Below are 15,754 nucleotides of genomic sequence, written 5' to 3'. Positions count from 1 at the left end.
GCGCTCGCTTATCGTGCAGCCTGCGTGAGTAACTCTCACCTGGCTGCTACTCAACGATAGAAAGCCATGAACAACAACACGGAAAGGATAGAACGCGATGCAAGAACCGCAAAGCACCTCCACACACAACGATGTATACAATGTAGTTAGTGTACTGTACCACTCATTACGGGAAGCACAGACCTGTGAGTGCTACAAGCAAGACGCCCAGAGCCAGGGGCAGCAAGAGATTGCTCAATTCTTTAATGATGAGCAGCAGGCTGCCAATAGACACGCCGAACAGGCCAAGAATCTGCTCAGCCAGATAAGAGGTGATCGCTAGCTCGAATTTAGAGTAAGAGATGACGGCGTGGGTGGCGGGTACATACCCACCACCCACGCCGTCATCATTTCTCATCAGGTCCGTGAAAACCTGCTTATTCGGCCACCTCCAGAGCCAACACGCTGTGAGCAATGCTAAACTGCCATGCCAGGGTGCCGTCCGCCTTATAGGCATAGACCTTGGTTCCCAATGGAGACTTGGAATCGAAGGAATTGCAGTCGGCGACGTAAATCATGCCATTAGCCGCAACTGGATTGAGCATGATACCCAGGGTAACGGGCTTCTGCCATTTTTGGCTGCCGGTGCTGGCGTCCAGAGCGGTCGTCGTATGACCGTTACCGTCTCGGCCTCCATAAGTTGGCACATAGACGACACCATCGGCGACAACAGGCGCGCTCTGTACCGCACCATCTACAGGTGTTGACCAGTTTGGCTGTCCATTCTTGATATCGTAAGAATAGACCGTACCCCGGAATACATTTAATTTGTCTGGACTGTGTCGCAGGATCCCCAGGTACACAGCCTTCTCATCCAGGGCAATATCAAAGACCTGGCCAGGGATGTCTTCCGTATGCCACAACGGCTTGCCGCTCAGGGCATCAAACGCCTCAATATTCGAATGGCTCGGTCCAGCTTCATTAGTGTAATCGAAGGAGGTATACACTACGCCATTCACGATATGTAGCCGCGTCACGTAAAATTGCTCATGTGATACTGGCTGGCTCCAGAGGACGGTACCATCGGCTGGCTTAATGGCATACAGACCGTGATTGGTACCAAGGTACAGCTTACTTGCATTCCACGTCATAGAGTTGATATCCATCTGGAGGGAGTAACTACGCTTCTCAACGCCTGTGCTCGCGTTAAAAATATGTATATCAGACGTAGGAGAATCTTTAGCGGAATACGTGATGGTACTAACATAGACCTGGCCATCGCCTAAGGCAATATCCCTTAAACCTTGATCTACATTCTTATGCCAGAAGACGGAACCATCCTGGGCATTGAGCGCTATTACCCCCTGTTGCGCCTCCGTACTTTGACTCGCAGAACTAACAACCAGGGCGAAGAGGGTATTGCCACTCAAGATAATTCGATTAACACCTGCACCGAGCATACTCGGTGGTGTTCCCTTCAAGGTCTTATTAAGTGTTATGCTATAGCCCCAGATCACATTTCCCGTCTGGGGATCGATCTTGGTTACGCCACCGTCGCCGCCAACATATACTCCAGACGGCGTTTTCACCTGAAGATTGGGAGCATTGGTAACAACTTGTGTATGCCTTGAAGTGGCAGGACCGTTATGACTATTATGTTGCCCGTGCGTAGCGTTCAGCAAAGCAACCAGGCTTCCCACCAGGAGGGCCATAAAGAGCACCGCCGCAATCAGGCCCAAGCGACGTGTAAACGTCGAGGATGACCTGGCTTTATGTTGTTGAGTATGCTGTCCTTGCATATATCGAAACCTTTCAGATTCTAATGGTTTGTTGTTTTGAGAAATTCTCTTTGTCCAGGGATTTTTCCCAAAGCCTGTGTCTGTCCCCAGGTCCAGGCGCTCCCATACTCGCTCCAGTGAGCGCAGATCGCTCCTGTAGAGGCCTTGTAGATCGTGTACAGTGCGCGTCTCTTCATTGGGATGACTCCCAGTTTGCAGTAACGCATCGATCTGCTCATCTACAATCCCCGGGTTAAAGTACTCTTTATCGGCCATCGTGTGTCTCCTCACTATCCATCTTGTAGATTCCCCGCAAACTGTTGAGCGCGCGGGAGAGCATGACACGCACCGCCGCCTCGCTCTTATTGACCAATATTGCGATTTCAGGGCTACGCAGGCCGTGAGCGAAGCGTAAGCGCACCACCTCCTGCTGCACCTCTGAAAGCGAAAGCAAACGCTCACGCACCTGGGCATGCGCCTCATTGCGTAAAGCGACAAATTCTGGCGCATCCATCTCATCATCCAGCAGATCCTCTACCACATCCTCCAGGTTCGTGTGAGTGCGATGTTTGGCGCGTCGGTGATAATCCATCACCTTGTTGTGCGCCACACTCCAGAGCCAGCCTTTCCGCTTATATTCATTCAGCTTACCAAGCAATTTGCTCTCTAGCGCGACTGTAAACACCTCTAATAAGATATCTTCCGCATCCTCCTGAGAAGGTACTTGCCGACGTATATACATCATTATGGCCGGCGCATAACGTGTATATAATTCAGCCACCAGGGCCTTATGGTCGGGGTTTGCTTGCTGCTTAAACAACTGCATCCATGTCCTCAGCAATTTTTCTAGTTTTGAGATCTCATTTGTTCCGTCGCATGAGCAATGAAAAGTGTTACGCCAAAAATAAAAAGAGGCCACATCCACTGTTATTACCGTTATGGCATGTGACCTCTCAAAGAAGGAAGTGTTTTCAGGCTACCGCGCCTCCAGATACCACTTCAAACGTTGAAGAATGCGTTCGTTCTCCTTACGAATGGCGCGTACAAGGACCGGCTGTAAAAGGGCTACCAGGCCCTTCGTACGCAACTTTAGCTCCCTGACAACCTGTGTGCCGCCCTCCTTTGGCTGAAGTGTATAACGCACATAAATATCTAGCATACCCTTACGCGCCGCCTGATGAAAAACGATATGTGAATGTGGCTTAAGCGCTGTGACCTCGCCCTGCATCTCTGAGGAGGGTCCCTTATCCACATAGGCTGTGCCTACCTGTACCGGGCCATCAGTCGTAACAGTAGTCTCCCTAAACAGGTTCGACGATGGCAGCCAGGACTTATAGCCGCGTAGGTCGGCAAGCACCTTGTACACTGTCTCCGGCGAGCGTTGAATGAATATGGTGAAGCGCAATTTAGCCATAATTATTTTTGTTACTCCTTCATCCGTTTCCCTTACATTATCATGCCAGAGAGAATGTCTTGTAAAGTTTGCTAGTCTGCTTGCTACGTAGTCTTTCGCGCCTTTGGCGCTCATAGGTTTAAAAGTATATATATAGAGGCGTACTACTGGCTGGCGAACGCCAGCCAGTAGTACGCCTCTATATATATACTTCTTATGTAAGGCGATATTATTGTTGATCAATCGCTTACCAGCAAAAACGAAAAGGGCAAGAGAGCGCTGCCCTGTGGTCAGTGCAAGCACCTCCTTGTCCATAAGACGCAGCTAGCTTTTATCCTGCTGCCATTGCCGACTGATAGGCAGGATGTGCCAATCGGTCTCGAAGACACGCTCGTGGAGTTCCATCTCAACGATGGCAGCCAGGATAGTGCGTTGGCGCTCAGCGTCCTCAGCATTGAGAATCTGTAAGGGCCAGTTGCCGCCGCTAGAGCCAGAGAGATGTGGGTGCAGAAAGCCGCGCCCATAGTGCGCCTTGATGATTATAGGTCGCAGTGGAGCGCGAGGGCCACGCATGACCTGGGCCGTCCGCTGTTTCGGCCAGGTCAGCTCAAAGCGTGTCTCCAGGCCACCCTGACCATCATTCTTTGGTCCAATAACACGCACCTGGCCTGTACCATCTAGAAATAGGCAGTTGGCCTCTTCCAGGACAGACTGTACCACTGGAGTTAATAGCTCGACGGCCTTACGATAGATCTCTTCTTTCTCCGCACGACTTACCTGGCCTTCATAGGTTCCGGTACTGAGGTCGCGCAGGTGGCGCAGCAGGTCCTCTCGCCGTACGACCTCACTCATACTAACACCTCCTGAGTGCAAACTTATCTGCGCGCAACTCCCTGATCCTGTTCGCGTGGCAACTGGAACCAGACCTCGTTACACACGTTGAGTTCCTCTTCATCCAGTGCCAGCTCGACACCTTTAAGGCTATCGGTGAGTTGCTCAGGCCTGCTTGCCCCCAGAATGGCGCTGGTAATTCCAGGCTGCTGAAGCACCCAGGCCAGGGCAACATGGGTAAGGCTCTTATTACGTGGCGTGAAGAAATCATGGAGTTGTTCGACAGCCTCAAACATAGCCTCCTTCCAATAGCGACGCTGATAGAGCTGACCACTACCTCTAAGACTGAAGCGTGTTCCTTGCTGCACCTCTGGGGTTTGCCGGTAACGACCCGTCAGGACACCAGCAGCGAGGGGATTGTAAACGATGACTCCCAGGCCATGCGCGCGACAGAGAGGCAGAATTTCGTCTTCAATCATGCGAAACAGCATGTTATAACGCGGCTGATCGCTCACAAAGCTGGACAAACCATGCATTTTACTGGTCCAGAGCGCATCTGCTAATTGCCAGGCAGGGAAATTTGAACAGCCGATATAGCGTACCTTACCCTCACGTACAAGCTGATCCAGGGCGCTCAGCGTCTCCTCTATGGGCGTCTGGGGATCGGGCCAATGCACCTGGTAGAGATCGAGATAGTCAGTTTGCAGGCGGCGCAGGCTGGCCTCACAGGCTGCCAAGATGTGCTTACGGCTCAAACCTGCCTGATTTGGTCCCTCGCCCATCGGACCTCCACACTTCGTCGCCAACACAATACGCTCGCGCGCCTTACGTACCCGCAGCCAGTTTCCCACAATCTCCTCGGTACGTCCCTGCAAGCCCAACTCAGTATCGGGATAAATATTAGCTGTATCAAAGAAATTGACGCCCGCCCTCTCCGCAATATCCATCATCTGAAAGGCCACCTCCTGGTTCGCCTGGTGGCCAAAGGTCATTGTCCCTAGCGCGACCTCGCTCACCTGCAAACCAGTATTACCCAGCCGTTTGAGCTTCATACATGCCCTCCTGCACAAAGTTGAAATAGATGGTGCTCCTTACACGTTACCACACAGACCATTACACAGGAATACAGTTGGCGGGCTAGAAGCAAAAACAAAGAGCGCAGGAGAACGCCATATTGGTCAAAAGCGCTCTCTCACGCTCTTAAATTTCATTTACTCGGCGATAGCAATCTCTTCTTGTGGTGAGGATAGTTTCTCATCGAGACGGATGTGGCGCAGGTTGATCAGGGCATAGAGGCCACCCAAGATGATAAGAATGGCTGAGACGCTGAAGATGGTATCTATGGTACCAAAGGTAACGTCAAATGCAGTTGCATGGAAGACCTTCAATGTAAAAACAATCCAGTGGACTGGGAGCTTGTAGAGATGGCTTCTAGAGGCACCCTATGCGCTTTTTCCATTTTAACGTCCACTGGTGAATAAGAGAGAGTTCCTTCTGTGTGAGCTTTGTTGCCAGGTCTCTCTCCATCACAACACTAGCCCAGGCGTAAAAGAGATTCATGTCTCCTAAGGCTCCTCTCTTTTGTTCATAGCCGCTACGCCAGCCAGCTTCAAAGATCCTCAGCACGAGCAATTCTAAAATAGATCGTCTTCCAAGACTAACATAACGAAGGATAGAGACCGTGCGGGCCGCATCAGCGCGAGGGTCGCCAGAGAGAGCATTCCTCCAATCAAGCACGGCGGTTATCTTGTTTCCGTCTGTCAGCACGTTGAGAGGGTGATAATCCAGGTGAAGCAGCGTAAGAGCTTGCTGCTTCGCTCGGTGCAGGCACTCTTGCAGTGACTTCTCGTCTGGGCCAGACCATTTGATCCACGCCTCTGGTTGCTGGCAGAGCACTTCAGGTGCAGCAAGGGTATGAATAGTGGCCTGCATCTGGCCAAATAGCACCCCCTGAGACCAGGCTCGCCAGGGATGGGCACGTAGTTCCTCAGCAACAGGCCTTCCTGGGAGCCAGGATAAAAGAAGTGCAGGATAATCGTGCCATTTCCCCATTGCATGAACCTGCGGCACAGGCAAACCTGCGGCCAGTGCTGCCTGCATTACCACTTGCTCGCGCTGGCAGTCATCATCCTCCCCTTTCTGGAAGACACGCAAGGCATAGACTGTTCCAGCTTTTTCAACACGCCAGATAGCAGTATCTGTTCCTCCATGCACAGGGGCTACGGCAGTAACATCAAGCAAACCAAGCGTTTCAAGAATAGCATGTGGATCAAGGTGTTCATGTGACATACCCCGTTATTGCTCCTCAATATCTTTGTTGGACATCTTTATCTCAACGGTTATTTTACCTCTTGCCTGTTGCATATGAAAAGGGCATTTAAGAAGAGGCCTGTTTTTTGCCCTTCATGAGCGCAAGCGAGGAAAGAGGAGCAGGGCATTCTCACGCTCGACCAGGTGGATCTCCTGGCGGTCGAAGCCATCGTAGTTGCGCAGTTCTTTGATGTCGCGGGCGATGGCGTCGACTGGAACGAAGGGATAGTCACTGCCATAGAGAATGTGAGAGGGGTCCGCCAGGGCCTGGAGCGAGGGGAGCGAGTAGGGCGAGATTGACATGGCAACATCATAATAGAAACGCTTGAGCAGGGCTAGCAGATGCTCGGGAGTACGATCACTGAGCTTGGCAAGCATTGCACCAGTCATCAGGCGCTTGGCCAGAAATGGGACTGTACCTCCTGCGTGGGAGAGAATCAGGCGCAGCATGGGATAGCGTTCCATGGTACCGCTGTATAACAGGTTCGCGACCGCGCGCGTGGTATCGAAGGGGAATTCGTAGAGTGGCGCAGGAAGCCCGAAGTGCGGCTGATCCTTGGATGGAGGAGTAGAGGGATGGATAAAGACTGGGATCCGTCTGCGGTTCAGCTCGGCGAAGAGTGGGTCAAAGATTGGAGAGCCAAGATAAGTTCCGCGATAGTTGGTGAGCAGGCCAATGCCATCTAGCTTGAGCGTGTCCAGAGCATATTCCATCTCTTTGAGAGCGGCATCGATATCAGGCAGGGGGAGAATGGCGAAAGCTCCCAGGCGTGTGTGATGGCTCTGCACCAGCTCAGCCAGGAATGTATTGACGCGGTGGGCCAGGGCCTGAGCTTTCACCTTCTCCCCAAAGTAGATGCCTGGCTCCGATATCGAGACAATAGCAGCCGCAATGCCCTGCTGGTCCAGCATGGTGATCATGTCGTCAATATTCCAGTTGGGAAAGGATACACCCGGCACCGCTTCAGTAATGCCCTCCTGGCGCAAAACCTCGACATAAAAGGGCGGAATAACATGATGATGCACATCTATACGATAAGGTATAAGCTCTGTGCTGCTCATAAGGCGCCACTCCTCAAGGCCCTTCTCGCGCTATGGGCCACGCTGAAAATGCTTATGCTGCCAATAACAAATTAATTCACAGCCACAAATAAAACTGCACACTTGAGTTGGTCTCTCTGACAGCATACTCTTCTCAGCCAAGAACGAAAAAGGGTTCGCAACATCATTCTTTCGTTGCGAACCCTTTTTCGTTCTGATATAACCTGCCAAAGAAGTACTCCCTCAATTTTGCTGAGCCACGCTGGCCTGCTTCTGCTCCCCGTGCCGCTCGCCCTCTCACTCGTGCTCAGGTCCGATCCTAGACCGCTCTCACTCACACCACAAGGACTCACCACACATTCGCGAAGAAACACAATGGGAAACAAGCCGTACGATCATTAGTACTGCTCCGCTCCACCTGTTACCAGGCGTCCACGCGCAGCCTATCCACCAGGTCTTCTTCCTGGGATCTTGACTCTTCCAAGAGAGTGGGAAAAGTTATCTTCGGGTCGGCTTCGCGCTTAGATGCTTTCAGCGCTTATCCCTTCTTGACGTAGCTACCCAGCTCTGGAGGAGGCCCCCCAACTGGCGCACTAGCGGTCAAGCCATCTCGGTCCTCTCGTACTGAAGATGACTCCCCTCACTTTTCCGACGCCCACGACGGATAGAGACCGAACTGTCTCGCGACGTTCTGAACCCAGCTCGCGTGCCGCTTTCATGGGCGAACAGCCCAACCCTTGGGACCTACTCCAGCCCCAGGATGCGACGAGCCGACATCGAGGTGCCAAACCTTGCCGTCGATGTGAACTCTTGGGCAAGATAAGCCTGTTATCCCCGGGGTAGCTTTTATCCGTTGAGCCACACTCCTTCCACACGGGAATGTGGGATCACTAAGCCCGACTTTCGTCCCTGCTCGGCGTGTCAGCCTTGCAGTCAAGCTCCCTTGTGCCTTTACACTCTACAGAGGGTGATGTCCATCCACCCTGAGGGAACCTTTGGGCGCCTCCGTTACTCTTTGGGAGGCGACCGCCCCAGTCAAACTACCCATCTGGCCCTGTTCACGTCCCGGATCACGGTGACGTGTGAGACACAAACCATGGTGAGAGTGGTATTTCACTGCTGCCTCCTGCAAGCCCACAAGCCTGCTCTCTTCGGCTCCCACCTATGCTACGCACACCATACTTCGTTTCCAGGCCAAACTGTAGTAAAGCTCCACGGGGTCTTTTTGTCCTGTCGTGGGTAACCCGTATCTTCACGGGTACTTCAATTTCGCCGAGTCCTCTGTCGAGACAGCGCTCAAGTCGTTACTCCTTTCGTGCGGGTCGGAACTTACCCGACAAGGAATTTCGCTACCTTAGGACCGTTATAGTTACGGCCGCCGTTCACCGGGGCTTAGATTCGTGGCTACGCACACCACTCCTCGTAACCTTCCGGCACTGGGCAGGAGTCAGCCCCTATACTTCCGCTTTCGCGTTCGCAGAGACCTGTGTTTTTGGTAAACAGTCGCTTGAGCCGATTTCTTGCAACCTTCTCACCACCGCTCCGAAGAGCGACAGCTACGCAGGCACCCCTTCTTCCAAAGGTACGGGGTTAATTTGCCGAGTTCCTTAACAGAGGGTCGCTCGATCACCTGGGGAGATTTCCCCCTGCCTACCAGTGTCGGTTTGCGGTACGGGCGGAACAATTTCTGGCGAGAGGCTTTTCTTGACGGCCTGGGGACCAATGACTTCCGCACCCTCGCGGGCGCTCGGCCTCCGTGTTACGCATCTGTGTCCGGGATTTTCCTCGGTCACGCGCTTCAGCAGAGGCACCGATCCTGTCCATTCGATCGGCTCACCTTCCCTACCGCGTCCCCCCATTGCTCATAACGAAATGTTCCGGTGCAGGATTCTCTGACCTGCTTTCCATCGCCTACGGCATGACGCCCTCGGCTTAGGGCCCGACTCACCCTGGGACGATTGACGTTGCCCAGGAACCCTCAGGCATTCGGTGTGTCTGGTTCTCGCAGACATTGCGCTACTCATTCCGGCATTCTCACTTCTCTTGCCTCCACCAGTCCTTGCGGTCTGGCTTCTCAGGCGTCGAGAACGCTCCCCTACCAATATAGGTAGTCCTATATTCCACGGCTTCGGTACGATGCTTAAGCCTCGATACGTTGTCGGTGCCATTGCACTCGACCAGTGAGCTATTACGCACTCTTTAAATGGTGGCTGCTTCTAAGCCAACATCCTGGCTGTTTGGGCGCATTGACCCCCTTTGACACTGAGCATCGATTTGGAGACCTTAGCCGATGGTCTGGGCTGTTTCCCTTTTGACGACGAAGCTTAGCCCCCGCCGTCTCACTCACCTGGATCCTGTCCTGGCATTCGGAGTTTAAGTAGGGTTGGTAACCCGCACAGGGCCCCTAGCCTATCTAGTGCTCTACCTCCAGGATAGTCGTGTCAGGTGGCTGTACCTCAATACATTTCGGGGAGAACCAGCTATCTCCGTGTTCGATTAGCATTTCACCCCTACCCACAAGTCATCCCCCAGTTTTGCAACACTGGTGGGTTCGAGCCTCGACGGACTGTTACATCCGCTTCACTCTGCTCATGGGTAGCTCACACGGTTTCGGGTCGCATCGCCGCTACATACACGCCTATTTGAGACTCGGTTGCCCTCTGGCTCCCCAGCTTTAGCGCTGGTTAACCTGCAACGTGCGATGCACTCGCCGGATCATTCTACAAAAGGCACGCCATCAGCCCTTAGTCTCTCATGAGACAGTGGCCTCTGACTGCTTGTGAGTACGTGGTTTCAGGGACTCTTTCATCCCCCTCTCGGGGTACTTTTCACCTTTCCCTCACGGTACTTGTTCGCTATCGGTCGCTGAAGTTCTTTAGCCTTGGAGGGTGGTCCCCCCAGCTTCCCACAAGATTGCACGTGTCTCGTGGTACTCAGGATACTTCTCACAGCCATTCTCTCGTCCTCTACGGGACTCTCACCCCCTCTGGTGGCACGTTCCAATGCCTTCGAGTAAGAAAATGTCTGCTGATAGAAGTCCTACAACCCCGCCTATTCCAAGGAATAGATGGTTTGGGCTCGTCCCGGTTCGCTCGCCACTACTACGGGAATCTCGGTTGATTTCTCTTACGCAGGCTACTGAGATGTTTCAGTTCACCCACGATCCTCCATATCGCCTATGTGTTCAGCGATAGGTCTCCAGACATGACTCTGGAGGGGTTGCCCCATTCGGATTCTCAGGGCTCATCGCTTGGATGCAGCTCCCCCTGAATGTTTCGCCGGTCTCCGCGTCCTTCATCGGTCTTCAGCGCCAAGGCATCCACCTCGTACTCTGTTTCGCTTGTTCTGCCTTGTCTGCTTCTTGCTTGTTGGTTCGTTACCCTTGTTGTATGGGATCTCGGTCTTCTTTCTTCACTGTCACGAGCTCGATATGACTCACGCCACGGTTGAACACTTACATGCCAACGTGCTCGCTCAGCAAAATTGAAGGATACTTCTTTGGTTGTTCAGGTACAATGCGGGCTTCGGATCTGGAATAAACCAGCGGCCGAACCGCTCAAGAGTGGAAGCAGGGTATCAACGGACAGGTCGTTCCTGTTCGACCTGAGAGTGCACTACCTCGAAGGGTAGTGATGACTCCCTAGAAAGGAGGTGATCCAGCCGCACCTTCCGGTACAGCTACCTTGTTACGACTTCACCCCAATCACCGACCCCACCCTCGACGCCTGCCTCTCCGAAGAGTTAGCCTGGCGGCTTCAGGTGTTGCCGACTTTCGTGGTGTGACGGGCGGTGTGTACAAGACCCGGGAACGTATTCACCGTAGTGTGCTGACCTACGGTTACTAGCAACTCCACCTTCATGCAGGCGAGTTTCAGCCTGCAATCTGAACTGAGACCAGGTTTTTGAGCTTGGCTCCCCCTCGCGGGTTGGCATCCCTTTGTTACTGGCCATTGTAGCGTGTGTGTCGCCCAAGTCGTAAGGGCCGTGCTGACTTGACGTCATCCCCGCCTTCCTCCCTTACGGGCAGTTCCGCCTAGAAGTTGTAATAGGCAGTAGGGGTTGCGCTCGTTGCGGGACTTAACCCAACATCTCACGACACGAGCTGACGACAGCCATGCAGCACCTGTGCAAATGTCCCGAAGGAACAGCGCATTACCGCTGGTGCATCTGCATGTCAAGACTTGGTAAGGTTCTTCGCGTTGCATCGAATTAAACCACACGCTCCGCTGCTTGTGCGGGTCCCCGTCAATTCCTTTGAGTTTTAATCTTGCGACCGTACTCCCCAGGCGGACCACTTATTGCGTTTGCGACGGCACGGAAGGGGTCGATACCTCCCACACCTAGTGGTCATCGTTTACGGCTAGGACTACCAGGGTATCTAATCCTGTTCGCTCCCCTAGCTTTCGCACCTGAGCGTCAGATGCTTCCCAGGACACTGCCTTCGCCATTGGTGTTCCTCCGGATCTCTACGCATTTCACCACTCCACCCGGAATTCCGTGTCCCTCTGAAGCCCTCAAGTCTCGCCGTTTCCGAAGACCTTTCCCAGTTGAGCCGGGAACTGTCACTCCAGACGTACGAAACCGCCTGCGTGCGCTTTACGCCCAGTAACTCCGGACAACGCTCGCCCCCTACGTATTACCGCGGCTGCTGGCACGTAGTTAGCCGGGGCTTGTTCCTGAGGTACCGTCCTTACTCGTCCCTCAGAAAAGCAGTTTACACTCCGAAAAGCGTCCTCCTGCACGCGGCGTTGCTCGTTCAGGGTTGCCCCCATTGACGAAAATTCCTCACTGCTGCCCCCCGTAGGAGTCTGGGCCGTTCTCAATCCCAGTGTGGCTGACCATCCTCTCAGACCAGCTACCGATCGTGGCCTTGGTGAGCTCTTACCTCACCAACAAGCTAATCGGCCACAGGCCCATCCCAAGGCGCCCTTGCGAGCTTTGTTTCTCTTGCGAGAAGCATATGCGGTATTGTCGGCGATTTCTCGCCGGTATTCCTCACCTCGGGGCAGGTACCCATGTGTTACTCACCCGTCCGCCACTCCCTCTCTTGCGAGAGAGCGTTCGACTTGCATGTGTTAGGCACGCCGCCAGCGTTTATCCTGAGCCAGGATCAAACTCGCCATTCAAATGTGAATGTATCTTTCTACATCACTGCTACACAGCGATGGAGTAAGCATTGGAAGTTTGCGTCCAGGCTAGAAGCACGTTGTCGTTACTTCATTGCTTTGTTCGCAGAATTGACAGGAACGGTGTTCTCCGCGATTGAGAGATGCTCAATCAACGAAGTTCCGTTGTACTTCTGCATTCCACTCTTCAGTTGTTCAGGGTGCTCTGGTTCGTTCTTCTTTTTGTTGAACCGCAACCCGGCAGGCCTCGTGGGCTTGCGCTTGTGCTTGGTGTCGCTCCGGCGCTCGCGGTGTCCGTGTTCGCCGTTGACAGGTGTCATTATCGCATACGCTTTGCGCTTTGTCAAGTACTTTTCTGACTTCTTTTTGCGACCGCTGAAAACTCGTTTTTAGTCGCTCAAGGCCTGGTCAGGGACCCTCTCTGCATCCTGTCAGAGACAGCACAAAAAGCACGCTCGCTCTTCTTGGAGAGAACGTGTCATGCAGCGGGGGAAGTACCCGTGGCGAGCCACCTTAGCGTGGCACCTGGGCATCTGCGAGCCTGCACTTCAAAAGCGAGGTACAGACGCCGGGTAAATCGGACAGGAGCACCGATCAAACCGGTGATTGTCGCTGTTTACCATGTGTTGGAGCGAAGTGCATTATCCCACAGCCACTCGACACTGTCAAGCTGTGCAAATAGACCCACCCATATGGGTAATGTCCCCAGCCCAGTAGCCGCGTACGCAAGTAGCGGGCTACTGGGCTGGGGGGCGTTAGTCCATGCAAGCATGGACCCTACATGGGGTTTGTGCGCGTGCCATCATCAATGCATGGCCCTCTTTTCAAAAAGAGATGGCTTGTTCCTCTTTCACGGTGACAAACCAGCCATTGAGCAGTGAGTTATGGTGGGCAATAATTTGAGGGGCTGTAATTTCACCTCTTTGCCAGGTACTATGGCCATCTTTAACCAGTGTGACATCATAATCCCGGCTACAAGCCTCCCGGCAGATTGTGTCAACACATAGTTCCGTTTGGATGCCAGCAATAACGAGCTTTTGGATCTGGTGGCTGGCCAGATACTCATCAAGTGGAGTTTGATAAAAAGAGGAGGACATATGCTTCTGGATAATGGTGTCTTGTGGGTCCGGTGCAAGAGCAGGATGGATCTGCCAGCCTGCGCTCCCCACTTCCATAGGATGTCCCTGGCGCTGACTGCCATGTTGGATGTAGATAATGGGTATCTGGGCGGAGCGCGCCTTTTCGCGGAGACGAGCAATTGTTGCCAGCAATTGTTCACCCTGATACACAGGGTTCTCAGGCGAGAACATGTTGACCTGGACATCGACAATGATAAGCGCGGTATCAGTATTTTCCATAAAGCATCCTTCCATGAATAATTTAAAGCATACATATCATAATATCGAAAATACGACAACGTTAGATGAAGTATATATGTGACCGGAACCATATTCTGGCAAAAACGACACAATATGCTTCCAAAATGGATGAAGATGGTACGTCAGTTTAGCTCTCTGTTGAATGTGATGTTAAAGTCTGCAATATCAAGTTGGTGCCATGATTGGTGTGGCTTCAGAAATACACAAAGTCGTCTCTGATAAAGCTCATCATGCACCCGACCTGATGGAGTCATTCCCAGGTTCCCACTTCTTTCAGGAGCGAAGAGGCGAGCCTCGAACAGCGCAGGGCTATTTCCTTCGGAGGATCTCCCAGGCCCTCCTCAAACCAGCGGGTTATGACCTCGATTACCAGCGTGGCAGCAAGCGAAGGGGCAAGCCTGTCGTAGGTCCTGGCTACGCGTTTCCCGTTCTGCACACACGAGGATGGTTGCTGTACGCGTACACACATCGCTTCTCTCAGAGAGGTGTGCATTTTCACCACAAGCCATGAAATGCTCTTGCTGGCAAACAGCACGCGATAGAGTGGCTCGTATTCTACAAAATGCTCGAAGAACTTCACCCAGGGTTCTGGTAACGTTTGCGGTTCCTGGGAGCCTCGGACAACACGAGGATGAGCGCTCAGATTGTTCATCATAGTACGCACAGCCTCCTCAAAGAGCCCTTCGACCAGATCATATTTATCCCGATAATAGCGATAGAAGCCAGCTCGACTCACCATCGCACGGCCAGTGATTTCTCCCACCGTGAGAGCATCAAAACCACGCTCTTCGACGAGTTCCATCAAGGCCGTCCGCAGAAGCTTGCGCATGCGTAAAACATGCAAATTGTGAGCAAATTGAGTCATTTTGCGCTCCTTGTCTCAGCTTGCGACATCTGATCCCGATTGTTTCTTGCCTCTCACCCGTGGTCAGACTACACTGCGAGGAGAACAAAGGATCATTTCCATCCTGTCATACACCTGTGTTATTGTCAATCAGAGATCTCAGTGATCTTGAAAGGAGTTCGATCATGTCTCCCCTCAATCTTTCTATCGATGAGCTGCTCACCACCACCCGCACCGTGCGCAAACGCCTGGACTTGACGCGCCCGGTAGAAGCAGAGGTCATTGCCCAATGTCTCCAACTTGCGGTGCAAGCTCCAACCGCAGGCGTAGGACAGAATTGGCACTTTCTCGTGATCACCGAACCGGCCCAGCGCAAGGACCTGGCGGAACTCTATCGCAAAGGATGGGAAACCAATAGGGAGTTCATCGAGGAGCACACCGCCGCTGCTCTCGCTGGGGATCAGGCAGCCATGTATACCAGAGTAGGCGCTTCGGCACACTACCTACTTAAACATCTGCACGAGGTCCCTGTCCATGTCATTCCCTGCATCGAGGGCCGCAGCGAGAATCTCCCAGTCATCCAACAAGCAGGTCTGTGGGGTTCGATTATGCCAGCCACCTGGAGCTTTATGTTAGCCGCACGTTCGCGAGGCCTGGGTACTTCATTGACATCCTACCATCTCTTCTTTGAGCGAGAAGCAGCCGAAATACTGAGCATTCCCTACGAACAGATCATGCAAACAGCGCTTATTCCTGTTGCCTATACCATAGGCGACACATTCAAACCTGCTGTGCGCAAGCCGCTGGACGAAGTACTGCATTGGAATCGCTGGTAAGCAAACAATACACAGTCGAACCATTTTTTTGGCTTTCGCCTGAGTCGTACACAGTCGAACGGCTCAGGCGAGTCGGAAATCGAGACGTGTGCTCACCAACACTCTCTTTCGCACGAGCCACCTGTTCTTGAATAGAAGCTCAGCCTACACTACATTGGACGGAGTGCCAAACGTAGTGCAATCTTCAATGGAACACATAAGAAGCGCATTATAGACATACTCATACAGAGTTAATCG

General features: G+C 52.9%; 13 protein-coding genes and 2 rRNA genes. 1 reads left to right on the top strand and 14 read right to left on the bottom strand.

The features are described from left to right. Positions 1 to 166: 166 nt before the first annotated feature. From JMJ16_RS07275 to JMJ16_RS07210, 14 genes are all read right to left on the bottom strand, one after another. Positions 167 to 397 (bottom strand): hypothetical protein, encoded by a 231-nt coding sequence (locus JMJ16_RS07275; protein WP_201379734.1) that lies wholly within the window; start codon positions 395 to 397, stop codon positions 167 to 169. Between the two features lie 19 nt (positions 398 to 416). Beyond that, on the bottom strand, positions 417 to 2,033 hold the full coding sequence (locus tag JMJ16_RS07270) for a PQQ-binding-like beta-propeller repeat protein (RefSeq protein ID WP_201379733.1): 1,617 nt from the start codon (positions 2,031 to 2,033) through the stop codon (positions 417 to 419). Next, the gene (locus JMJ16_RS07265) at positions 2,023 to 2,583 is read right to left on the bottom strand and encodes an RNA polymerase sigma factor (RefSeq protein ID WP_201379731.1); all 561 of its coding nucleotides are present in this window, start codon (positions 2,581 to 2,583) and stop codon (positions 2,023 to 2,025) included. Before JMJ16_RS07265 ends, JMJ16_RS07270 begins: the two co-directional genes overlap by 11 nt. 150 nt (positions 2,584 to 2,733) lie before the next feature. Continuing rightward, on the bottom strand, positions 2,734 to 3,171 hold the full coding sequence (locus tag JMJ16_RS07260; RefSeq protein ID WP_201379729.1) for an SRPBCC family protein: 438 nt from the start codon (positions 3,169 to 3,171) through the stop codon (positions 2,734 to 2,736). A 303-nt stretch (positions 3,172 to 3,474) separates the two neighbouring features. After that, positions 3,475 to 4,002 (bottom strand): hypothetical protein, encoded by a 528-nt coding sequence (locus tag JMJ16_RS07255; protein WP_201379727.1) that lies wholly within the window; start codon positions 4,000 to 4,002, stop codon positions 3,475 to 3,477. A gap of 23 nt (positions 4,003 to 4,025) precedes the next feature. Beyond that, complete coding sequence (locus JMJ16_RS07250) at positions 4,026 to 5,033, bottom strand: aldo/keto reductase (protein WP_201379725.1); 1,008 nt, start codon at positions 5,031 to 5,033, stop codon at positions 4,026 to 4,028. 159 nt (positions 5,034 to 5,192) lie between these two features. Continuing rightward, positions 5,193 to 5,369, bottom strand: coding sequence for a hypothetical protein (locus JMJ16_RS07245; RefSeq protein WP_201379723.1), 177 nt, complete (start codon positions 5,367 to 5,369; stop codon positions 5,193 to 5,195). A gap of 43 nt (positions 5,370 to 5,412) precedes the next feature. Further along, a complete protein-coding gene (locus JMJ16_RS07240; protein WP_201379721.1) occupies positions 5,413 to 6,270 on the bottom strand; it encodes a phosphotransferase family protein in 858 nt (285 codons plus the stop codon). Positions 6,271 to 6,384: 114 nt separating this feature from the next. Further along, positions 6,385 to 7,353, bottom strand: coding sequence for an amidohydrolase family protein (locus JMJ16_RS07235; RefSeq protein WP_201379712.1), 969 nt, complete (start codon positions 7,351 to 7,353; stop codon positions 6,385 to 6,387). A gap of 357 nt (positions 7,354 to 7,710) precedes the next feature. Beyond that, a 23S ribosomal RNA gene (locus JMJ16_RS07230) occupies positions 7,711 to 10,678 on the bottom strand. Positions 10,679 to 10,976: 298 nt separating this feature from the next. After that, positions 10,977 to 12,458 (bottom strand): 16S ribosomal RNA (locus JMJ16_RS07225). The 16S and 23S rRNA genes sit together here, the layout of an rRNA operon. 86 nt (positions 12,459 to 12,544) lie before the next feature. Next, on the bottom strand, positions 12,545 to 12,805 hold the full coding sequence (locus JMJ16_RS07220; RefSeq protein WP_201379711.1) for a hypothetical protein: 261 nt from the start codon (positions 12,803 to 12,805) through the stop codon (positions 12,545 to 12,547). A gap of 477 nt (positions 12,806 to 13,282) precedes the next feature. Continuing rightward, a complete protein-coding gene (locus tag JMJ16_RS07215; protein ID WP_201379709.1) occupies positions 13,283 to 13,816 on the bottom strand; it encodes a cysteine hydrolase family protein in 534 nt (177 codons plus the stop codon). A gap of 271 nt (positions 13,817 to 14,087) precedes the next feature. Beyond that, positions 14,088 to 14,702, bottom strand: a complete 615-nt coding sequence (locus tag JMJ16_RS07210) for a TetR/AcrR family transcriptional regulator (protein ID WP_201379707.1) — start codon at positions 14,700 to 14,702, stop codon at positions 14,088 to 14,090. 164 nt (positions 14,703 to 14,866) lie between these two features. On the opposite strand from JMJ16_RS07210, the gene JMJ16_RS07205 reads away from it, so the two are divergent. Beyond that, on the top strand, positions 14,867 to 15,517 hold the full coding sequence (locus tag JMJ16_RS07205) for a nitroreductase family protein (protein ID WP_201379705.1): 651 nt from the start codon (positions 14,867 to 14,869) through the stop codon (positions 15,515 to 15,517). The last annotated feature ends 237 nt before the right edge of the window (positions 15,518 to 15,754 follow it).

The organism is Ktedonobacter sp. SOSP1-52, from assembly GCF_016587395.1.
Note: the sequence above shows the minus strand (reverse complement) of the source record. Positions and strands in the feature narration are given on the sequence as shown.